The 22,478-nt window shown below is 51.1% G+C and carries 16 protein-coding genes; 10 read left to right on the forward strand and 6 right to left on the reverse strand.

Annotation, left to right across the window (positions count from 1 at the left end):
* The first annotated feature begins 1 nt into the window (after position 1).
* The 6 genes from ACFQ0N_RS28430 to ACFQ0N_RS28455 all read left to right on the forward strand — a co-directional run bounded on the left by ACFQ0N_RS28430 (position 2) and on the right by ACFQ0N_RS28455 (position 9,126).
* A complete protein-coding gene (locus tag ACFQ0N_RS28430; RefSeq protein WP_379332789.1) occupies positions 2-2,713 on the forward strand; it encodes a sensor histidine kinase in 2,712 nt (903 codons plus the stop codon).
* Positions 2,714-2,745: 32 nt separating this feature from the next.
* Positions 2,746-4,269, forward strand: coding sequence for a response regulator transcription factor (locus ACFQ0N_RS28435; RefSeq protein WP_379332792.1), 1,524 nt, complete (start codon positions 2,746-2,748; stop codon positions 4,267-4,269).
* Positions 4,270-4,287: 18 nt separating this feature from the next.
* On the forward strand, positions 4,288-5,748 hold the full coding sequence (locus ACFQ0N_RS28440; protein WP_379332795.1) for an ABC transporter substrate-binding protein: 1,461 nt from the start codon (positions 4,288-4,290) through the stop codon (positions 5,746-5,748).
* Between the two features lie 214 nt (positions 5,749-5,962).
* Entirely contained in the window at positions 5,963-7,345 is a 1,383-nt protein-coding gene (locus ACFQ0N_RS28445; RefSeq protein ID WP_379332797.1) for an extracellular solute-binding protein, read from the forward strand.
* 24 nt (positions 7,346-7,369) lie between these two features.
* On the forward strand, positions 7,370-8,248 hold the full coding sequence (locus ACFQ0N_RS28450) for a carbohydrate ABC transporter permease (RefSeq protein ID WP_379332799.1): 879 nt from the start codon (positions 7,370-7,372) through the stop codon (positions 8,246-8,248).
* Between the two features lie 32 nt (positions 8,249-8,280).
* Complete coding sequence (locus ACFQ0N_RS28455; protein ID WP_379332802.1) at positions 8,281-9,126, forward strand: carbohydrate ABC transporter permease; 846 nt, start codon at positions 8,281-8,283, stop codon at positions 9,124-9,126.
* A 187-nt stretch (positions 9,127-9,313) separates the two neighbouring features.
* On the opposite strand, the gene pyc is transcribed toward ACFQ0N_RS28455, so the two are convergent.
* The 4 genes from pyc to ACFQ0N_RS28475 form a co-directional block, all read right to left on the reverse strand.
* Positions 9,314-12,781, reverse strand: coding sequence for a pyruvate carboxylase (gene pyc / locus ACFQ0N_RS28460; RefSeq protein WP_379332804.1), 3,468 nt, complete (start codon positions 12,779-12,781; stop codon positions 9,314-9,316).
* Positions 12,782-12,939: 158 nt separating this feature from the next.
* The gene (locus ACFQ0N_RS28465) at positions 12,940-14,187 is read right to left on the reverse strand and encodes a J domain-containing protein (protein ID WP_379332806.1); all 1,248 of its coding nucleotides are present in this window, start codon (positions 14,185-14,187) and stop codon (positions 12,940-12,942) included.
* The gene (locus ACFQ0N_RS28470; protein ID WP_379332809.1) at positions 14,187-16,034 is read right to left on the reverse strand and encodes an Hsp70 family protein; all 1,848 of its coding nucleotides are present in this window, start codon (positions 16,032-16,034) and stop codon (positions 14,187-14,189) included. Before ACFQ0N_RS28470 ends, ACFQ0N_RS28465 begins: the two co-directional genes overlap by 1 nt.
* Positions 16,034-16,699 (reverse strand): nucleotide exchange factor GrpE, encoded by a 666-nt coding sequence (locus ACFQ0N_RS28475; RefSeq protein ID WP_379332811.1) that lies wholly within the window; start codon positions 16,697-16,699, stop codon positions 16,034-16,036. Before ACFQ0N_RS28475 ends, ACFQ0N_RS28470 begins: the two co-directional genes overlap by 1 nt.
* A 185-nt stretch (positions 16,700-16,884) precedes the next feature.
* On the opposite strand from ACFQ0N_RS28475, the gene ACFQ0N_RS28480 reads away from it, so the two are divergent.
* The 4 genes from ACFQ0N_RS28480 (at position 16,885) to ACFQ0N_RS28495 (ending at position 20,919) form a co-directional block, all read left to right on the forward strand.
* Complete coding sequence (locus ACFQ0N_RS28480; RefSeq protein WP_379332813.1) at positions 16,885-17,991, forward strand: alanine racemase; 1,107 nt, start codon at positions 16,885-16,887, stop codon at positions 17,989-17,991.
* A 424-nt stretch (positions 17,992-18,415) separates the two neighbouring features.
* Positions 18,416-18,808, forward strand: a complete 393-nt coding sequence (locus tag ACFQ0N_RS28485) for a RidA family protein (protein ID WP_379332815.1) — start codon at positions 18,416-18,418, stop codon at positions 18,806-18,808.
* 25 nt (positions 18,809-18,833) lie between these two features.
* The gene (locus ACFQ0N_RS28490; RefSeq protein WP_379332817.1) at positions 18,834-20,141 is read left to right on the forward strand and encodes an aspartate aminotransferase family protein; all 1,308 of its coding nucleotides are present in this window, start codon (positions 18,834-18,836) and stop codon (positions 20,139-20,141) included.
* A 19-nt stretch (positions 20,142-20,160) separates the two neighbouring features.
* Entirely contained in the window at positions 20,161-20,919 is a 759-nt protein-coding gene (locus ACFQ0N_RS28495; protein ID WP_379332819.1) for an SDR family NAD(P)-dependent oxidoreductase, read from the forward strand.
* Positions 20,920-20,984: 65 nt separating this feature from the next.
* Here ACFQ0N_RS28495 and ACFQ0N_RS28500 read toward each other — a convergent pair whose 3' ends face one another.
* Both ACFQ0N_RS28500 and ACFQ0N_RS28505 read right to left on the reverse strand, forming a co-directional pair.
* The gene (locus ACFQ0N_RS28500; protein WP_379332821.1) at positions 20,985-21,773 is read right to left on the reverse strand and encodes a 3-hydroxybutyrate dehydrogenase; all 789 of its coding nucleotides are present in this window, start codon (positions 21,771-21,773) and stop codon (positions 20,985-20,987) included.
* Positions 21,774-21,785: 12 nt separating this feature from the next.
* Positions 21,786-22,451 (reverse strand): CoA transferase subunit B, encoded by a 666-nt coding sequence (locus tag ACFQ0N_RS28505; protein WP_379332824.1) that lies wholly within the window; start codon positions 22,449-22,451, stop codon positions 21,786-21,788.
* Between the last annotated feature and the right edge of the window lie 27 nt (positions 22,452-22,478).

Raw genomic sequence — 22,478 nt, forward strand, 5'->3', positions numbered from 1 at the left:
CATGAATATTCGTAGCAAAATTATTTTACTGACGCTGCTATTAGGGATTATCGTCTATCTATCGACCGCCGCGGTCTCCTACTACTTGTCCATTGCGAGTGTAAACGAGGAAAAGGAGAAGCAGCTGGCAGGCATTCAGGAACAAGCTGCGCGCAATATTGCCGCTGTATTCGAACAAGTAGAGAAGCTTGCACTCATTTTGTCCGAGAATGGTGATCTGCTGCAAGAAGTGGCTCGCAAAGGAGGCGATGTGCTGGAGGAGGCGCGCCGCATAGAAAAGATTGAATCCAGCCTTTTTCGGATGAATCCGATCATTACCCCGATCATTGATACGATTCAGCTGTCCGAACGGAACGGTGCTGTCTATGTATCTGCTAATCCTTACTTTTTGACGACAGAAGACTGGCAAGCGATTAATTTTTATCGTATTCCTCAGCTTACAAAAGCACTGGTTGGCCGCAATGAAGCATGGCTCCCTCCGCTTGATTTTTCGAATATATCGCAAAACCGAATGTCTGGCAGCAAGCTCTCCGATTTGGAAATTGTATATAAAGACCGCTTTGTGTATGTTAAGCAAATTAGTGATGACATTGTCGTGTCCGTAATGATTAATTATCGCAAGATGCAGGCGCTTATTGCCAGTGATTCTATTTTTAATTATGAATTAATTCCTGTCACCGACGAAGAGGCTGCGGCGGGAGAAGATGGAATGTCGCGATTCGGGTTGCGGGTAGCTGCCTCCTCGCATGATGCCTTCGCAGAGCAGATAAAACGGCAAAATCGGCAGATGCTTATTGCTGCCATAGTGCTGCTGAGCATCATCGTATTGCTGGCGGCAAGAAGTTTCACTGCAAGGCTGATGCGACCTATCGCCAAGATCAGGCGGCAGATCGAAGATGTCAAAAAGCTGGATTCTGTAGCCGGGATTTTAAACTACAAGGCAGGACGCATCCGGCCGCTCAGCTTTCGGGTAAAAATATTTGTGTTTTTAGCCGTCGTTTATGTTGCAGGGGCTTCGGTTCTGTTCGTGATTAACTACAGTTATGCCTCGCGCTTAATTCAATACAACCTGGAAAAATATTATGGAGAGTATGTCTATCAATCCGGCAATTGGATCGAGGCGATGCTGCGCAGCTCGGAGCAGGTGCTGAATACCATTGTTAGCGACAACAAGCTGCAGCAATATTTTACTTCGGCAGCCAACTATGAAGAGATGCACAATGAATTCAAAAAGTCATTTTCATATCATCATGTATTGAGCAAAAATATTAATTATATTAACTTGTATGACAGCCGCGGGGAGCTGCTGTTTTCGACGGTCAACAGTTTTTTGAATGAAGGGCCGATCCAGACCCGCAACGTTTATCCCGCCCTGCAGCAAACGTCCGGTGAAACGATCTATTTTAATGAAAATAGAGATCCATTTGGCGATCATGTCATTGTAGCAGCCAAAAAGATATACGATCTGGGCAGTACGCCGCGCATCATCGGATATTACATGTTTGCCGTTAATGAACGGGAGCTGGAGCTGTTCAACAACAGTTTCGGGCTGAATTCCCTTGATTTTCTGATTGCCGATGCGGATGGCACAACTGTGTACAGCAAGAAAAAAGAGCTGATCGGCAAACAATGGCCTGGCTACTGGTCGTTGGCCGCTGCCGGACAAGCGGTGACCAGACAAACGGTTGATGGACGCGAGGCCGTTGTCATGCATGAGATGATGAACAAGACCAACTGGACCATTGTAAGCATGATTGATCCGGCGGAGACGTTTCGCGGCGCGAAAGATGTGCTGCTCGTTAATGGTTATGCGCTGCTTATCATCCTTCTGCTGCTGATGACGATCATTTATTTTATGGCCAAACGAATAGCGCAGCCGATTCAGGAGCTTAACCGTCATATTCGAGTCGTGATCGACAATAAATTTAAGAAGACGACGGTACCGGTGTTTGCAGAAAAAGATGAGATTGGCGAGCTTGCGGCTCATATTCGTGCGATGATTCAGAAGATTCAGGATCAGATGAACCACATCTATGATGTTGAGGTGCGGCATCGGGAAATTCAGTTGGAATACAAGAAAGTAGAGCTATCCCGTTTGCTTGAACAGATTAGTCCGCATTTTTTATATAATACTCTTGAAACGATTCGCTGGATGTCGATGGAAATGACGAATGGAGAAAATAAGGTAACGAAAATTATTCGTGCGCTCTCTGTCTACCTCCGTTCCGGTGTTCATGCAGGAACCCGCAGCGTCACAGTTAAAGAGGAACTGGATCATGTACAGGCCTATCTCTATATTCAGCAGGTTCGTTTGGGCGGAAAACTGAAAGTCAAATGGGTAATAGACGAGCAGTTGCAGCATGTTACGATGGAGCGCTTTGTGCTGCAGCCGATTGTCGAAAATGCGCTGATGCACGGAATTGAAGGCAAAGAGTCACAAGCCTATTTACTTATTCGCACAAAAACCGAGGCTGGAGAGCTTATCATCGATGTTTTCGACAACGGGGTTGGCATTGAACCGGCCAGGCTGCAGGAAATCCATGAGCAGATGAAAAAGGATAAGGGCGGGGGAAGTGTCGGTCTGCGAAACATTAGCCGGCGGCTTGCACTCCTTTATGGCGAGCAGGCCTCGCTGTCTATTTCCAGTGAACCGGGACGCTGGACGCGCGTCCGGCTGGCAATTCCGCTGGACATAGCTGCACCAAAAGGGTAAGTTACGAAGTCGGATGGGGCGGAGGGATGGCAATGTATTCAGTCATGCTGGTCGATGATGAGGCTGTATTGCGCAATGGAATGCGAAATTTTATCCCATGGCAGGAGCTCGGATTTCAAGTAGTAGCAGAGGCAGAGAATGGGATCAAGGCGCTGGAGAGACTTTCTCAAGGGGATATTGATGTCGTATTCGTAGATATAAAAATGCCGCGCATGTCTGGCATCGATCTGCTCGGCGAGCTTGTTAAAGGTGAAATCGGCGTTATCCCCATTGTACTTAGCGGGTATGAAAATTTCGAATATGCCCGCGCTGCGGTTAAATTTAATGCAGCCGAATATTTGTTGAAGCCGATCGATATGGATGAGGTAATTGCGCTGCTTAGAACGATTTATGACAGGCTTGAGCAGCGTACGCGGCAGGCCGAGATGCAGGGAACGGTAAGAAGGCAAATACTTGAAGCCATGCTGCTCAAGATGGCCGGCGGACTGGCGATCGCATCACAAGATGAGGAACAGGACGGATTTGTTCGTCATTTTGCCGGCTGCCGGCTGCGAATCGCTGCAGCAGCCACGGAACCCGGTTCCGGGCAACGAGTGGAAAAATGGCTGACCACGGCGCTGGGGGCAGAAATGACTGTAAGTGTGGAGAAGCGCGGGCTGGGGCTGCTGCTGGCCTCTGTCTTCACGGATCATACACATCAAGCGGAGATAGCGGGTGATGAGCTGGATCCGGCAGTGGAGGCAATTGTAATCGGGCCGCGAGTAAGCGCGGCAGAATGGGTTAAATATGCGAATGCTGCCATCCATTCCGGGTATTTGGGACGAAAGCTGTTCTATGCTGCTGGAAAAGTATCGCTGCTGTCCGCTTCGCTGCCAAATGAACAGCCGGTTCAGCTTGAGCCAGACATGTCACTGTGGGCGGAAATCAAGGATGGAATTAGACGCCATGATCCGCAGCGTATCCGTCAGCCGTTATCGGATTTATATTTTCATCTTCAGGCGAGCGCTGCTTATGACCCTGACAGTATACGGCGAGTCTACGGAGGGCTGGCGAAGAGTGCAGCCGATGAGTTGGCTGCCTCTGCGGGCCGTTTGATGATACAGCAGCATACAGGCTCAGTGGAGCTGACCGGGGAGAACGAACGCAAGCAGCTGACGCTCATCATGCTGCATCGGCACACCGTGAAATATTTGGAGGACATTGCAGAACAATATGCCGCCGCCTCGAAGGTGAAGACACGCCGAATCGTAATGGAAATTCAGCAATACGTAAACGGGCATTTGGCGGAGCCTCTCATGCTGGCTGATTTTGCAGACAAGTATGCCATGACACAAGAGTATTTGTCCGTACTGTTTAAAAAAGAGGCCGGCATTAATTTCTTCGCTTATTTGCGCGATGCCCGGATGAAGCGGGCGATGGAAATTATGAAAGCAGATTGCACCATTAAAGTTTACGAGTTGGCTCAGCAAGTTGGCTACACGGACTCGCGGCACTTCTCCAAAGTGTTCAAGGAAGCTACCGGGATGACCCCTAAGCAGTATGCAGAGTCGTACTAGAACGGAGGAACAGCGCATATGACCAGATGGTTTGGGTACTTCATAAATATAATCGCTGCTGCCGTTATCGTGCTTGCGCTGTCGGCAGCCGGCTGTTCCAATGAGTCACCTGCAACCAAGGTACAGAATGCCGCCAAGGAAAGAACATCTAGTGTGGGGGAGCCGCTCACGGCTTCGGACCGAGCCTATAGCAGCGACAAAGTGAAGCTTGTCTGGGTAGCATACAACTTATTGCCCGGAGGCAAAAAGGACATGATCTTGAAGCGGTGGCATGAAAAGTATCCAAATATTGAAGTCAGCTATAAAGATTTTCCTGCTGAACCTGCCTCTTATACACAAGCGTTAAATACCGCATTTTCTTCGAATGAAAAAGTCGATGTGCTGTTGCTTTCTCATGAGGAGGTACTGCTGCGGGCGCAGAGCGGGCAGCTTCATGAGCTGGACAGTATGGCCCGGAAGGCTGGAGACAATATTGATCAGATGTTCGGCGGCAAGCTGCAAAGCATTCAATTAGGCAGCTCCAACTATCAGCTGCCCTATACCATGCGCGTCGATATGTTGTACTACAATAAAGATTTGTTCGATGCAAGGAGCATTCCCTATCCGGATGAATATACGACCTTTCCTGAGCTCGTTGCCATGGCGAAGCAATTGCAGGAGGGAGGAACCGCTTCAACTGCAAATGGCGATAAGATATGGAGCTACATCGGTAAAAATCCGCTGCAGCCAGCGATCAATGCCGGGTGGAGCTGGCTGAATGAAGATTCTAAGCCAGCATTTGCAGATAAGCGAGTTCAGAAGGTGCTGGAGCTGCAGAAGGAGTTGGTCGATTCCGGCGCAACGCCAAGCAGCTTGCAAATTCGCACAGACAAGCTCAAATCGTCGCTTTTGTTTGCAGAAGGGAAGCTGGCTATGATGGTAGAAGACTGGTGGCCGCCCATGTTCTGGAGTATTTTAAAATTTAATCACGGATCGATTGCCCAGAATGCGCCGGCATTCCGCTACGATGTTACCTTTCTGCCAAGATATGATGACAAGGCTATGCCTAAGCAGCAGGACGTTCCGCCAGGATGGGGCTATGCCGTCAATGCCCGTACCAAGCATCCTTTTGAAGCCTATTTGTTTGCCAAGTTTCTGGCAACTGAAAATTACGATATTAACGGCTATATACCGGCTAATAAAGAATCGGATTTCCCCTTTTACAACCAAATTTTCAACACCTTCATCGATGAGAATAATGAAGAGCATACCGGCCTCTATTCCGAAGATTTCCTGCGCAAACTCAAGCGGGTGATGGAAGAAACAGTACCGGTCGTCAGCTCGGTTCCCCCTGATAAAGAAAGTGCCCAACTGCTCACAAGCATGAAGGATACGTTCAATCGCGAAGCTGACCGTTATTTTGCCGGGATGATTACGGTAGAGCAATTAATCGGAGCGGTGCAGTCAGTTCAATCGCAAGCGCAATTGCCATCTAAGTAAGTAAGTCAGTTTCTCCCCCCTCCAAAAAACTTCCCCTTTGGGATCGTGCAAGATCAAAAGGGGAAGCCCACTTCTTAAAATAACCCACACGATCTTAATTTCACCGTATAGGAATGCGTTTTCATACATTTTATACTAATAGCATGTTACTGGAGGCTCGTAGCCAGGAATGTAAGCGTTATTATAACAAAATGATGATAGGGGGAAATGCACAATGAAGCGTCATGTCCTACTGCTCTGTACAACGCTAATATTAATTTTCTTGAGCGCTTGTTCCGGTAATACCGGAGGTGGCAATGCCGGGGGAGAACAAGGGAAAGGAAGCGGCACCGGTGAAGTCAAGGAGGAACAAGTCACAATCACTTACTGGGTCGATCCGCGCTTTCAGCGGGTAAAAGGGATGGAGAAAGAAACCGAGAATTTCGGCGATTTCGAAAAAATTCAAGCACAAAAATTTATGGACTTGCATCCGAATGTAAAAATCGAAGTGCAATCTGTCACGTGGGACGATCTGCCGAAGAAGATTCCGGCGGCCATTGCGGCAGGCTCTCAGCCCGATATTTTGCGCGACTATCTGGGAAGGACTGCGCAGTACGCGCACCAGGGGGTACTTGAGAATCTGGAGACGCTGCTGCCGAAGGAAGAGCTGGATGACTATATCCCGTCTTATCTGGAGCTGTATAAGATCAATGGCGAACTGCATGCGCTGCCTACCTATGCTTGGGCAAGCGGCCTTGTTGTCAATAAGACAATCTGGAAGGAAAAAGGAAAGGAATCCTTGCTGCCGACTGCAGATAACCCGTACTGGACGCTGGAGCAATTTGATGAAGCCATGCGCGCAGTTGCAGAAAAAGATAAAGTATATCCATTCGGCATTCAAGTGGCTGTACCGCAAGGCGATCATGGATTGTACAGCTTTTTCAATGCTTTTGGCGCGAAGCTGTTCAAAGACGGCGATCACAGCAAGGTTGCGCTCAATAGTCCTGAAGGCGTGAAGGCTTTGAAATATATGATCCAGCTGAATGATGAAGGCTTGCTGCAGCCTAGCGCCGTTACTGCGAAGGTTGCGGACCTTGACCTCTTGTTCTGGCAAAATCAATTAGGCGCCCAGGGCGACACCCTTGGGCAATGGTCGAAACTGGAAAATGCCAAGGCCGAAGGTAAAGTAAAAGGTGCAATCGATCTGGCGATGGTGCAGCTGCCGAATGATGAAGGCGTCAGCAATGGCGTTCCTGTCGGGCCAACGGGACTGGCAGTATTCAAGCAAAAGGATGAGAGCAAGAAAAAATGGATCGCTGAGTTTCTCATGTTCCTGAACAGCACGGAAAATCAGATCACCTACGCCATCAATGCCGGGCAATTCCCGGTTAAGAAATCGGCGGGCAATCCGCTGGCAGACGATCCGAACTATGGCGTGCTGCAAAAAATTATCGATGAGCGGGGCGTTGAGGATCTCGGCCTGACGGTGGCCAAATATGCGGAAATCCGCGTGCTGCTGCAGCCAGAAATTCAGGCAGCGCTGCTGAAAGCGAAGACGCCGGAGCAGGCGCTTGCCGATTATGAGAAGGCAGCGAACAAAATTTTGTCAGGCAAATAGCATGCTAAAGGGGGAACAACAGAAATGATCCTGATCCGTCAGATAATCAAAATGAGGTGGGCCTATTTCTTCTTGTTTCCCGCCTATTTCTTTTTCATTATTTTTACGTTCATTCCCCTCACTCGTGGGCTCGGCTTCAGCTTCTACGATGTGAAGCTGAGCGAGAAGACGTGGGTGGGACTCGGAAACTTCGAGAAGCTGTACGACGATGCGGCCTTCTGGAAATCGCTCACGAATACGGTGCTAATTGTTGTAGGCGTTGTCCCGGTCGGACTTGTACTGTCACTTGGGATTGCCGTGCTGGTGTTTCAGCTTGGCAAGCTGATGCAAACCTTTTTTCGCATGGCGTTTTATTTGCCGGTCGTCGCCAGCGGTGTCGTGCTTTCGATGGTGTGGATCTGGATCTTGCACCCGAACTATGGGCTGATGAATTACATGATTGGTTTATTCGGTCTGGATCCCGTAGCCTGGCTCGGAACGCCGGGCATGGCACTGCTGTCGATCATTGGCGTCACGATCACCTTTATTATCGGGCAGCCGATTATTCTGTTCCTGGCCGCACTTGGCGGCATTCCGGGCGATTTGTATGAATCGGCGATGATCGACGGCGCGAATGCATGGCGAAGATTTATAAGTATCACGCTTCCGCTGCTGAAGCCGACGACTTTGTTCGTCATTGTGACGAAGACGATTGCCGTCTTTCAGGTGTTCGTGGTGGTGCTGCTGCTTACAGGAGGCGGCCCGGCCAACAGCACCCAGACCATTGTCTTCCGGATTTATCAAACGGCCTTCGACTTCTTTAATTTCGGCTATGCATCTGCGCTTGGCGTCGTGCTGCTCGTTATTGTCAGTTTGATTACTTGGATTAATTTCCGGCTGCTTGGTCGAGATACGGAGTTCTAGGCGGGAGTGCGAAATGAGAGGAGGGGACTTAGATGAAAACGACGAGCTTGAGCAGGACGGAATCGGGGCTGCGCATAGCCGGAATGATTGTGCTGCTGCTGCTGACCGTTGTTGCCCTAATGCCGCTGTATTGGATGCTCACGGGATCGTTCAAAATTATGTCGGACACGATGAAGATGCCGCCGGAATGGTTCCCTGTCGCTCCGACGCTGGAAAACTACCGGATCCTGTTTGTCAACAATCCGACCACGCAATGGTTGATCAATAGTGTCATTGTTGCAGGCTGCGCTGCTCTGGGAGCTATTTTTACGAGTGCACTAGCTGGCTATGCTTTCGGTAAAAAAGTATTTCCCGGCCGCACGATCTTATTTTGGTGCATGCTCATTACGATGATGCTGCCGAACGAGGTCATGTTAATCCCGAGATTTCTGCTCGTAGCCGAGTTGGGCTGGATGAATAGTTACTCCGGCTTGATCGTACCGTTCCTTGCCTATCCGTTCGGCGTGTTTCTAGTCAAGCAATTTATGCAATCTGTGCCGAATGAACTGCTTGAAGCGGCGAAAATGGATGGTGCGGGAGAACTGCGTACTTTTACGGCGATCGTACTGCCAATTGCCAAGCCGGCAATCGGATCTGTAGGCATCTTTGCTTTTGTCGCGGTGTGGAATGAATATTTATGGCAGCTCGTCGTAGTCGACCAGAAAGAAATGCTCACATTGCCGCTAGGCGTGTCCAAGCTGGCTTATGGGATTGATACGATCCATCTCGGTCTGGCGATGGCTGGCGGGACAGTGGCCTTCATGCCTATGCTGCTGTTTTTCCTGGCATTTCAGCGTTTCTTCGTAAAAGGGATTACGGTAGGGGCGTTAAAGGGGTAGTTGTCGGCGGGATGCAAAGCTTGATCGGTGCCGCGGCGCTCGTGTTCGGTCATGTGCTGGAAGAACCGCAAATGCTGGATTGACTCAGGGAAACTTTTACTTTCGAATATTTAAAATAAGCCCGGGTGTTCTCCCATCAGCAAGATGCTGAGTGGATAGCACTCGGGCTTATTGCCGTTGTTGCCGGCTATTCTGTAGGCTCCAATACGACGAGCAGATCGCCTGATTCGATGAATTCATCCGGCTTCACTACGATTTGTTTGACTGTAGCTGCGAATGGAGCTTGAATGACCATTTCCATTTTCATTGCTTCATTCACGAGCAGCGGGTCGCCTTTTTTCACTTTATCGCCTTGGGCAACCATCACTTTCAGCACCTTGCCCGGCATGTAAGCGCCGATATGACCCGGGTCATTCGGGTTAGCTTTTTCCTTCATTTGTATGGATACTTTGGCAGCCGCATCGCGTACAGAAATTTCCCGAGGCTGTCCGTTGATTTCGAAGTAGATCGTACGCTGGCCATCCGGGCGGATATCGCCAATCATAACAAGCTTGATGATCAGCGTTTTGCCCTGCTCAATGCTGACGGATACTTCCTCGCCAACGGCCAGGCCGTAGAAGAAGGTTGCCGTATCCAGCACGGACAAGTCGCCAAACTCTTCCGCCTTCTTAATCATATCCTGGAAGACCTTCGGATACATGATGTAAGACATCATATCAAAGTCCGTTACTTCGCGTCCCAGCTCCCGTTCCAAAGTGCCGCGCAATTCGTCGAGATCGACAGGAGGCAGCAGCTCGCCCGGACGGCGGGTAAAATATTCGCGTCCTTTGACAATAATTTTGCGCAGCTCCTCTGGAAAGCCGCCTTGCGGCTGGCCAAGATAGCCTTGGAACATCTGAATGACCGATTCCGGGAAATCCAGCGTTTCGCCGCGGTCATAGACGTCCTGCTCTGTCAGATTGTTCTGCACCATGAACAGCGCCATGTCGCCGACAACTTTGGAGGATGGCGTTACTTTGACGATATCGCCAAACATGTTGTTGACGGTGCTGTAGGCTTCCTTCACTTCTTCCCAGCGCTCGCCGAGACCGACCGACTTGGCCTGCTGCTGCAGGTTGCTGTATTGCCCGCCCGGCATCTCATGACGGTAAATTTCCGCATTGGTTGCGGACATCTCTGTTTGGAAAGGAGCGTAGTAACGGCGTACATCCTCCCAATAGTCGGCAAGCTTCTGGAAGCCGCGGTCATCAAGGCCCGTAGCGCGCGGCTCATACTCCATCGCGGCAACAAGCGCGTTCAGGCTAGGTTGTGAAGTAAGGCCAGACATCGAGCTTACCGCTGTGTCCACAATATCGACACCGGCTTCGATTGCCTTGAGCAGCAGGGCGCCGCCATTGCCGCTAGTGTCATGCGTATGCAGATGGATCGGAATGCTGACTTCTTCCTTCAGCGCTTTGATCAGCTGATAGCCGGCATATGGCTTGAGCAGTGCGGCCATGTCTTTAATCGCGAGAATATGAGCGCCGGCGCGCTCCAGTTCTTTCGCCATTTCAACATAGTATTTCAGGCTGTACTTGGAACGGTTCGGATCCAAAATGTCGCCCGTGTAGCACATTGCCGCTTCCGCCACCTTACCCGTCTCACGGACGGTTTCAATGGCCAATTTCATATTGTCGATGCTGTTGAGGCTGTCGAAAATGCGGAAAACGTCAATGCCGGCATCGGCAGAGGTTTGAATAAACTTTTTGATGACATTGTCCGGATAGTTGGCATAGCCGACAGCATTGGCGCCGCGGAACAGCATTTGGAACAATACATTTGGTATTTTTTTGCGCAGCTTCGTCAGGCGCTCCCAAGGATCCTCGTTCGAGAATCGCATGCAAGTATCGAAGGTTGCGCCGCCCCACATTTCCAGCGAAAACAGGTTGTGCCCGATTTTGCCGGTTTCTTCGGCGATTTGCAGCAGGTCATAGGTACGGACGCGAGTCGCCATAAGCGACTGATGGGCATCGCGGAAGGTGGTATCCGTGACGAGTACGCGCTCCTGATCTTGTATCCATTTTACGAGCCCATCGACGCCCTGCTCATCGAGAATTTGCTTTGTGCCCGGAATGTACGGCTGCTTGACGGAAATTTTCGGAATCCGCACTTCGTCAAATACAGGCTTGCGGTCCATTTTGGGAATGCCGGGATGGCCATTCACAGCAGTTAGCCCAATATATTTTAACAGCTTTGTGCCGCGGTCCTGCTTTTGCACGTATTCAAACAGCTCAGGCTTCGTATCTATAAAGGAAGTGTTGTAATTGCCGACGAGAAAGTCTGGATGCTGTACGACATTTTCCAGGAATGGAATATTGGTTTTGACGCCGCGAATCCGGAACTCCCGCAGAGCGCGCAGCATTTTGCGGGCGGCCTGCTCGAAGGTTTTGGCATGGGTGGACACTTTGACGAGCAAAGAGTCGTAATGCGGCGTAATATTAGCGCCGACCCCTGTATTGCCGGTATCCAGACGCACACCGAACCCGCCGCCGGAGCGATAGGCGACGATGCGGCCTGTATCCGGTACGAAATCTCGCTCCGGATCTTCTGTCGTCACGCGGCTCTGAATGGCAAAGCCATTGATGCGAATGGCGTCCTGCGATGCGAGATCGATTTCTTTGTCGGCCAGCGCGTAGCCTTGTGCGATATGGATTTGAGTTTGCACAATATCGATGTCTGTAATTAATTCAGTAATCGTATGCTCTACTTGAATCCGCGGGTTGACTTCAATGAAGTAGAAGCTACCGTCTTTCGTTACTAGGAACTCCACCGTACCGGCATTCACATAGCCGGAGTTGACGGCCAACTGCAGAGCGGCGCCGCAAATCGCTTCACGCTGCTCGTCTGTAAGCGTCAGGCTCGGGGCAACTTCGACGACCTTTTGATAACGGCGCTGGATGGAGCAGTCGCGATCGTAGAGGTGTACGGCATGTCCATATTGGTCGGCAATAATTTGCACCTCAATATGCTTGGGATTTTCTAAATATTTCTCCAAATAGACCGCTTCATTGCCGAATGCCGATTTGGCTTCCGAACGGGCGCGCTCCAGCGACGGCTGCAGCTCATCTCCGTTTCTCACGATCCGCATGCCGCGGCCGCCGCCGCCGGAGGCTGCTTTAATGATGACCGGATAGCCATGCTCCTTGGTGAACAGCATCGCTTCCTGCAAGGAAGCGATCGGCTCCGGAGTACCGGGGATGACCGGAATGCCGGCGGCGATAGCTGTTTGGCGCGCAATTACTTTATCTCCGAACATATGAATATGTTCAGATTTTGGTCCAATGAATACAATGCCTTCTTCCTCGCAGCGGCGGGCAAAGACTTCATTCTCAGCTAAAAATCCGTAACCGGGGTGAATCGCATCTACATCATGGCGTTTTGCTACTTCTAATATTTCTTCAATGCTGAGATAGGCTTCAATTGGGCCTTTCCCTTTGCCGATCAGGTATGCCTCATCTGCTTTAAAGCGATGAAGGGAAAGGTTGTCCTGCTCGGAGTAAACGGCCACCGTCTGGATATTCAGCTCCGTACAGGCACGGAATACACGAATGGCAATTTCCCCGCGATTGGCGACTAGAATTTTTTTGAACGTTCTGATTTCTTTCAATACAGTCATAAGATATTCTTTCCTCCACGAGTGATTACAGTATTGAATGTCCTTATCTTATCTATTATAACGTTTTCATTTGAAATGGGGAACACGAGATTCGAAATTGCCGGTCGACGCCAAGCGAATAGAGCAAGGAGCCGGCGCGGCGCCAGCTCCTGTTACTTCTACCTGAGCAATCTTCTTTGTTCCCGGTTCATCCCTGCTGTAAGCGTACTAAACAAATCATCCCACGAGTCCTGGAAATAGCGGTACACCACCTTATATTTCTTCTTTAGTCTGGAGATGCCGTACGCATATTCTTCGGTATTTGCTTGCAGTTGTTCCATTATATGGGGAGGGATGCTGTTGCGAAAGCTGTACAGCGCGTCATGATCCAAATAATCCTCAAAAAACCATTCAATTGCATGCATTGTTACCAGAGGGAACATGTTCTGGTCTTTAGTCATACGATCGATTTCTTTCTCTAAAGCAACATTTTCACGCGTCTCCATAAGCTCCGATTTAAGAAAGGAACTGCCGGGATTCATGAAATGGGCAAGTTCAATAAATACGAGCGCTTCACGGAATCGTCCGACATTAAAGTATTCGCTATACTCGTCTATCAGACATTGCTCGGCAAAGCTGCGGTCTTCCTCGTCCTCGAGCGATTTAAGGTATTTGCGGACCCGCTGCTGGACTTTGGAAAGCTCATTCCATTTCCCCGAAATGAGGACAAGATGAATCCATTCGATGAAGAGGTCGAGATCATGCGCTTCTTGTTCTTCTACTGTCGGAATGGAGGCGGACATAATAGCGAAAGCCTCATCGGCGCGGCCGAGACTCGAATAAATCATGCAGGCCAGGCGTGTCGTCAGCGTCTTCGCTTCCGGGTAGGAGGCGGTGAGATCATTCAATAGCTCAAGCGCTTCCGTCGATTTATCATGCTCAAAAAGCATTTGGATCTGAATAATGCGAATATGCATTTTCTCTTCTTCTTTTGCACTTTCGCAAGCCTTGTCGAAATACTCATTAAAGGTTAGTTCTGTGTCCGTATGCAACGCGCTGTGAGCAATCCCGATCAACGCCGGTACGGAGCGGGCATCCAGCTTAATAATTTCTGCATAGAGAGCCGCGGCATGTTTCCATTGCTCCCGCCCGGATAATTCATCCGCTTTCTCAAGCATAGTTTCCAGTTTTCCGCCGTATTGGCGCTGCAGATCGTACTGGTTCCTTTTGACAGGATCTCTCAGTATTTCATAAGCCTTGCGTACTTGCTGAAACTGCTCCGGGTGCGTTTCCGGAGGATGCTCCTTTACTCGTTCAATATATTTCTTTTTGATGGTCTCTTGGGTCGCATTCGAGCGTGTACCTAAAATCTTATAGTAGTTTTCAACAACTTCCTTTTTCTTGCGTGTTGACTTTTTGACTGCCATTAGTCTACCTCCAAATCGATCATGGCATCGACAATTTCGTCCAGAAGCTCGCGGGTACTGGTGCTGTCGATTTCATCGCTATCCAGTATGGATTTCAGTTGATCCAAAAGCTGCTGTAGTTGGCTGCTACCCGCTCCTTCCAGCTTCTCCATTAGCTTCTTGGCCCGCTGAAGCAGTCTTTGCGCTTCTTCTTTTATAGCAACGGGATTCTGGTCATCTTCTTCGATATCGTCCCAAATATCCAGATCGTCCTCATCCAGATCGACGAAATCGGGCAATAGCTCGTCTTCTTCCTCGTCTTCCGGCGCCTGTTGCCATAACTCTTCGATCCGGGCTGCACTTGCCTGAAACGCTTCTTGCGATTCGCGCTGCAGGGAATCCTGGACGGTGATGCTCATCTCGTCGCCTGTTGTGGCTGATTTGGCTGTCACCTCCAATATGCCGTTCAAATTGTAACGAAAGGTGACATCGACACCTTCAAGTTCTTCTGTATTTTCCGGCAGGCCTTCCAACAAAAACTCGCCCAAGCTCACATTATGTTTGACCAGTTCATGCTCGCCTTGGAAAATTTCAATCGAGACGGCGCTTTGACCCGGATATGTCGTGAAATATTGTTTAGTTCTTGTGACCGGTATCGTCGTGTTCCGGGGAATGATCGGGTTGAAGCGCCCTGGTCTGAGCGAGCCGTGCCGATCTTCCTCAACAACAGCAATGCCCATCGAGAAGGGGGCGACATCTGTGGCGATTAATCCGCTTTTGGACAGCGCCCCTGATTTTAACCCGGCCTGGACCGCTGCACCGAGGGCAACTGCTTCGTCGGGATGGATATCCGTCCGCGGCTGTTTGCCGAAAATTTCGCCGATCAGTTCGCGAACGCGAGGTATGCGGCTGGAACCGCCGACAAGCAAAATTTCATCAATCTGCCCGGGTTTGATATTGGCATCTTTCAAAACAGCATGGATACTCGCTATCGTTTGTTGCAGCAGATCCTCGATTAATGTGACGAATTGCGGTCGCGTAATGCCGGTCGTCAAACCGATCGGCTCATTATCTTTGACGGCGACTAGCGGTATCGAGATTTGAACCTGCTCTTGCGAAGACAGGTCGATCTTTACTTTCTCTGCCGTTTCTTTAAGCAGCGCTTTGCCCCGCATATCATTTCGGGGATCGATGCCGTGCTCTTGGATGATTTTCTCGGCCATCCAGTCGACCAATCTCCAGTCGAAATCTTCACCTCCCAGCATATGATCGCCCGCCGTAGCTTTCACTTCCATAATGCCGCTCATCATTTCTACAATGGAAACGTCGAATGTTCCGCCGCCCAAATCGTAAACCAGCAGATGGCGGTCTTCATCAAGGTGGTCCAGACCGAATGCCAGGGCGGCTGCAGTAGGTTCGTTAATAATCCGCTCGACAATAAAACCGGCCAGTTCGCCTGCTTCCTTGGTAGCTCTTCGCTGCTCATCGGTGAAATAGGCGGGAACAGTAATAACCGCTTCCTTATCGCCTTCGCCGAAGTACTCATCCGCATAAGCTTTTAGTTCTTTCAATATAAGAGCAGAAATTTCTTGCGGTTTGAAGCTCTGCCCAGCCAGACGAACCGGTAATGAAGAGCCCATCCGGCGCTTGACGGCGGCGATTGTATGATTAGGCATAGCGACCAGTGCTGAGCGCGCATCTTGCCCGACGGTTACTTTTCCTTGCGGGTCGATCAATACGACTGACGGGATGATCCGTTCCCCTTGCGGGGAAGGAAGGAGCTCCGGCTTGCCGCCGCGGATACAGGCGATCGCCGAATTTGTGGTTCCCAGGTCAATTCCTACAACTGGCATAAATGAGTGTGACATTAGAAATCCCCTTTTTCTTGTAAAGTAACTACTTGGGCTTTACGCAATACAGCGCCATCCCTTCGTATATAGCCGCGCTGGATGACTGCGACGACTTGAAAAGGAAATCGGGACTCGGCTCCCGGCGGGGGTTCGTACGACTGAACAGGGAGCGTGCTGACGGCTTCGGCAATTCTGGGGTCAAAGCTGCGATGAAGCACGTCCAGCTCATGAATATCCAATTTGTCCAGCGCTGCCAGCAATTGGCCTGTCCACTGCCGGACTAGCGTCGCCCAGCTGCTATTATCTTGATTGGACAATTGCTTGCTCAAATGATCCAGATCATCCAGCCACTGAATTAGAACTTCGCCAACATGGTTGTTGCGCTCTTCCAGGACGGCGATGCGGGTGGCTTGCTGTTCACGTTCTTGGCCTTGCAGGACGGATGCCTCCATAGCCTGCTCCAGCTTGTCCAGCCGGGATTGAATCTCTTGCGACGCTTTATATTGCGATCTCCCCATCTTGAGCGATTGTTCGTTGCCGGCTGTTATTTTCGCGCCGATCTCCGCTAATTGGGCGGCGTGCTCTCGCGCATGTCCGGCCAATCCGCCGAATTGCTGCTGGAGTTGCTCAAGCTGATGGTTTACCGGGTTCTGTTTGTTACTGCGCCAAAACTTCCACTGCATATCCGATTCTCCTTCTGCATACTACAATGAATATCTTCATTATAAAAAAGATTACGGCCTGCAACAAACGTTTTCTGTATGAGCAATAAATTTCTTGACATAAAACGAATTGATGCATACAATCGCATTAGACGCGACGCACTTTGTTAAGAAATAACAGTGAAATCTGTCTGGGAGGTGAGGCAATGTTGCAGCAACGCGGGTTTGTTGAACAGCTTGATACACCTGCTGTGGTCGTTGATCTGGATTTATTGGATGCAAATTTGCGGCGGACGGCCGATTTGGCGCGCAAGAGCGGGATCAAGCTGCGACCGCATATAAAAACCCATAAAAGCATCTGGATCGCTAAAAAGCAGCTAGAGTATGGCTCAGTTGGCGTTACGACAGCGAAGCTGGGCGAGGCCGAGGTGATGGCTGCCGCCGGCATTGACGATATCCTGATTGCGTATCCGATCGTGGGCAAGAAGAAGCTGGAGCGTCTCGGGAATTTAATGAAGTCCGCCAAAGTTACGGTTAGTACAGACAACTACGAGGTGGCCAAGGGTTTGTCGGATCTCGGGCTGTCGCTGTCACAGCGCGTAGCGCTTTATATCGATATTAACACCGGCTTGAATCGCATGGGCAAGGAGCCGGGCGAGGAATCGGCTGATCTCATTGAACAAATCGTTGCCCTGCCGGGCATCGAAGTTACAGGCATTATGACGCATTCCGGCCATGTATATGGCAAGTCTGGCCATGATGAGTGCAGAGCTGTCGCCCAGCATGAGGCGGAAAGCCTTGTCCGTACGCAGCAATTATTGCGGGAACGGGGGATAGAGATTCGCGAGGTGAGCGTCGGCTCCACGCCGACTGCGAAGTTTCTGGGCGAATTTCCTGGCGTTACGGAGGCAAGGCCTGGCGCCTATGTGTATGGCGATGTATCGCAAATTGTGACAGGGACGATGACGAGAGAGCAATGTGCGCTGCGCATCTATGCCACCGTCGTCGGCAAGCCCCGGGCCAATACAGTAGTTATTGATGCCGGTTCCAAAACGTTGACGACAGATGTAAACCCAGCAAGCCCAGGCTACGGCATATTAGTCGATTATCCGGGCGTCATCTTGGAACGATTAAGCGAGGAGCATGGCAATTTGCGGGTGCCGGACGGCGTAGAGCTGGAAATTGGCCAGGTGGTTGAAATTATTCCTAATCATTGCTGTACGGTTGTTAACCTTCATGATCAGCTGACCGCGGTCAGTCAAGGGACAATCGCCGATCCGATCCGCGTCGATGCCCGCGGCAAAATTACTTAATTCAATGCGGACAATGTCTACGCATCACGTCTGCTACGGTTCGTTTGGCAAGCGTGAGCGAAGCGGTCCCGGGAGGACCGTCAGAGGCTGTCGATTAATAAGCACGGGCGAAGCGGGCTGATGCGGACCGACGCGGACCGTAGATCCGTTATCTGTGAACAAAACAGCCAAAACGGCTCGCTCGCGGACCGTAGATCCGTTATCTGCCTCAAAACGCGGCTAAACCCCAGCAAAATCGGCAAATAACGGATCGTGTGTCCGCGGAACCCACGAATGAGCCGGGTTTCGACAAAATAGCGGATCCTGTGTCCGCATGGATCACAGTGTTCACAGAAAATCGACAGTCTCATTAATGCCGTTAACGAACTGGCAGCTGTTAGTTAACGGCATAAAAATTTAATCATGAAAAGGCGGTTTTATACTTATGTCGACGATTTATCATACGAGCAAAGCTCCTGAATTCCCGTTGCCATTCTCGCAAGCGATCCGTGCCGGAGATTTCGTCTATGTATCGGGTCAAGTAGGGGTGGATCCGCAAACGCGCCAAGTTGTCGGCGATACAATTGAAGAGCAGACTGTGCAATGCTTGCGCAATCTGGAGACGATTTTGCAAGAAGCAGGCCTAACACTCGACCATGTTGTGAAAACGAATGCTCATGTCTCTCGCGGGGAAGATATTCCGGCGTTCAACAAAGCTTATGAGTCCGTTATGAACGCACCATACCCGACTCGTACGACTGTTGTGAGCGGAATCGGTACTTACTTAATTGAAATCGATGTTATTGCTTACGCGCCAACCCGCCGGGGAGAAGCTTAGGGCAAAAAGCGAGGGAGGAACGAACATGTCTTATATAACGAAGCAGTCGGCCGCCAAGTTTGCAGAATCGCAAACGGTGCTGGCCGGCGGGGTTGCCAGCTCGCTGCGCGCAGCGATGAAGCCGGTGCCGTTGTTTGCCGAATCGGCGTCAGGCGTGCGCATTCGCGACGTGGACGGCAATGAATATATCGATTATTTGCTGGCCTACGGCCCGCTATTGCTGGGGCATGCCAACCCGGCCGTGACGGATGCCGTCCATCAAGCGATGCAGCAGGGAGCGACCTATGGCCTGCAGCATGAAGGCGAAATTGCGCTGGCCCGCAAGCTGACCGAAATTTTGCCTTGTGCGGAGAAGGTGGCGTTAAGCGGCTCCGGCACGGAGGCGGTGATGCTGGCATTGCGTGTAGCGAGAGCGCATACCGGCAAGCGGAAGATTGTCCGTTTTCACGGTCATTACCATGGGTGGTCTGATGCGATCTTTACGTCCTTTCCGAGCTCGGATATGCGCCAAGCTGCAGCGGCAGACCAGACGGCTGACAAAATACTGCCGGGAACAGGCGGCCAAAGTGAGCTGAGCCTTGAGGATATCATTTTACTGCCGTGGAATGATGCAGAAGTGTTGGAGAAGGTGCTGCGTGAGCAGGCCCATGAAATTGCGGCAGTGATTTCCGAGCCGGTCATGTGCAATTCCGGCTGTCTGAAGCCGAAGCAAGGCTATTTGGAGCGGATTCGCGAGCTGACGAAGGAACTTGGTATTGTAATGATTTTAGATGAAGTCATTACCGGATTCCGGGTTCATCTTGGCGGTGCTCACGCGCGCTTCGGCATTATGCCGGACCTGGTGACGATCGGCAAGGCGCTTGGCTGCGGCATAGGGGTCAGCGCACTAGTAGGCTCCAAAGATTTGATGGCGCATATCGACAATGGCACGGTCAGCCATCTGGGCACACTGAACGGCAACTGTGTAGCGACTGCAGCCGCCTTGGCCACGCTCGAAGAGCTGTCGAAGGAAGGGGTTCATGAACGGCTGGAGCAGATGGGGGATATGCTCGTTGGCGGGATCCGCAAGCTGCTGGCTGAACGCGGCATAGCGGGCATTGTGAACAATGTCGGGCCGGTATTCCATATGATGTTCACGCAAGAGCCGAAGGTTGAAGATTTTGCTTCCTTTAACAAACGCTCTGCCGGCGACTATGTCCGGTTTGCGGAGCTGATGCTGGAGGAAGGCGTGTTAATTCGTCCGAATGGGCTGTGGTACGTGTCGACTGTGCATACAGAAGCCGATATTGAGGCTACTCTCGCGGCGGTCGATCGCGCCCTGGCCCGAATGTAACCGGAGAGGACGTGAGGGCATGCGGCTTCAGGGCAAGGTAGCGCTCATTACGGGGGGCTCCACCGGCATCGGCAAAGCAATTGCGGTACGTTTTGCGCAGGAAGGCGCCAAGGTAGCCATTGCCGGGCGCGAAGAAGCGTTGTTGCAGGAAGCGGTACAAGAAATTTCCGCATTTAGCGAGCATATCTTTTATATCGCTGGCGACGTTCAGTATAAGCAGGATGTGCAGCGCATGATCGATGCGGTCATTGCCCGCTGGGGAACGATTGAGGTGCTTGTCAATAATGCGGGCATCTGCAGTCCGGCGCCGTTTTTGGAAATGGAGGAAGCTGATTGGGATCGTCATATGGCGATCAATTTGAAAGGTACTTTTTTGGCCAGTCAGGCGGCGGCGCGCGAAATGGTGCGTTTAAAGGTAAAAGGCTCCATTATTAATATGTCGAGCGTCAACGGGCTGGCGGCAGAAGGAGACCAGGCGCATTACAATGCGACAAAGGGCGGCATTAATTTGCTGACGATGTCAATGGCAGTTGAATTGGGAGCGCTGGGGATTCGCGCCAATGCACTATGCCCGGGCTTTATCGAGACACGGCTCACTAAGCCGCTGATCGATAATCCGGCAGCAATCGGGCCTTATTTAAAGACCATTCCGATGGGGCGGGTAGGGGTCCCGGAGGAAATTGCTGATAGTGCGTTGTTCCTCGCCTCCGATGATTCGCGCTATATGACGGGGCATTGTATGGTGGTGGATGGCGGTCAATTGATCAAGCTTTCGTAAGTTCTGTTCCAACCAGTCGTATTCAAGCAAAGCGTCAGGGGCAATGGGGGCTCCTGACGCTTTGCTCATTGTGCGGTATATCCGCCGTCGAGCACGACAGCCTGGCCGGTGACGCCGCGAGCTTGCTCGCTGGCGAGAAACAGCGCATAATCGGCTATTTCTTGCGTCTCCAGCAATCTGCGCTGCGGCACCAGCGGGAAGATCACTTCCTCCAGCACCTTCTCCAGCGGCACTTGCCGTGAGTCAGCCAGGTCCTGCAATTGACCGCGTACAAGCGGGGTGTCGACATAGCCCGGGCATAAAGCATTTACTGTGACGCCGTAGGCTGCCGCTTCCAGTGCGGCGACCTTGGTAAGGCCGATTACGCCGTGTTTGGCGCTGTTATAGGCGGCTTTGCCGGCAAAGCCGATCAAACCATTGATTGAGGCCATCGTAAGAATACGGCCGTATCCCTGCTGCTTCATAATGGGCAAAGCGTGCTTGATGGCGATGAACGGCGCTGTCAGCATAATTTTGAGCATGAGCTCGAAGGTTTCGGTTGGAAACTGCTCAAGCGGTGCGACATGCTGCAAGCCGGCATTATTGATCAATATATCCAGCCTGCCATATTGTTGCGTCGTCTTTCCAATCAGCTCAGCAATTTGTTGTTCGGAAGTAACATCGGCAGGGATGCCGATCGCCTGACGACCTTCCTGAACAAGTGTGGAGACAGCCTCCGCGAGCGCTGCAGCATTGCGGTCGGATAGTACGACGGCAGCGCCCTGCCCGGCAAGAGTGCGGGCGATTGCAAGGCCGATGCCTTGAGCCGAGCCGGTTACGATAGCGATACGATTCTCAAATGAAGGATTCTTCATAAAGCTTCACCTCTAAAATGCGTCGATTATAATCTGTTCCGACACGAGAAGCGGCGGCTCAGTCGCTTGTTGAATATCTTCAATCGAATATCCCTCAGCCACTTCGGCAAGCAGCAATCCTTCCGGCGTGACATCGATTACCGCGCGATCGGTAATGATCCGGTTGACGACTTGTTTGCCGGTGAGCGGGAGGCTGCATTGATTTAAAATTTTCGGCTCGCCCAGTTTATTCACATGATCCATTATGACGACTACACGCTTGGCGCCGTGCACGAGATCCATCGCTCCGCCCATGCCTTTCACCATTTTGCCCGGTATCATCCAGTTGGCCAGATCGCCCTCCTGCGAGACTTCCATGCCGCCGAGAACGGCCAGGTCGATATGTCCGCCGCGAATCATTGCAAAGGAGTCGGCACTGCTGAAATAGGAGGCTCCTTGTATTGCGGTCACCGTTTCCTTGCCCGCATTGATAAGATCGGGGTCGACTTCATCCGAAAACGGGTAGGGGCCGATGCCGAGCAGGCCGTTCTCCGATTGCAGGACGACCCGTTTATTTTCTCCGATATAGTTGGCGATCAAGGTCGGAATACCGATGCCGAGGTTGACATAATCGCCATCCTGCAATTCTTTTTCTGCCCGCCGGGCAATACGTTGCCTAATCTGTTGCGGATCCTTCACTTGTCATTCTCCTTTCTGTCTTAAATA

The organism is Paenibacillus sp. GCM10027626 (assembly GCF_042676285.1).
In the GTDB taxonomy this organism is placed as follows: domain Bacteria; phylum Bacillota; class Bacilli; order Paenibacillales; family Paenibacillaceae; genus Paenibacillus_Z.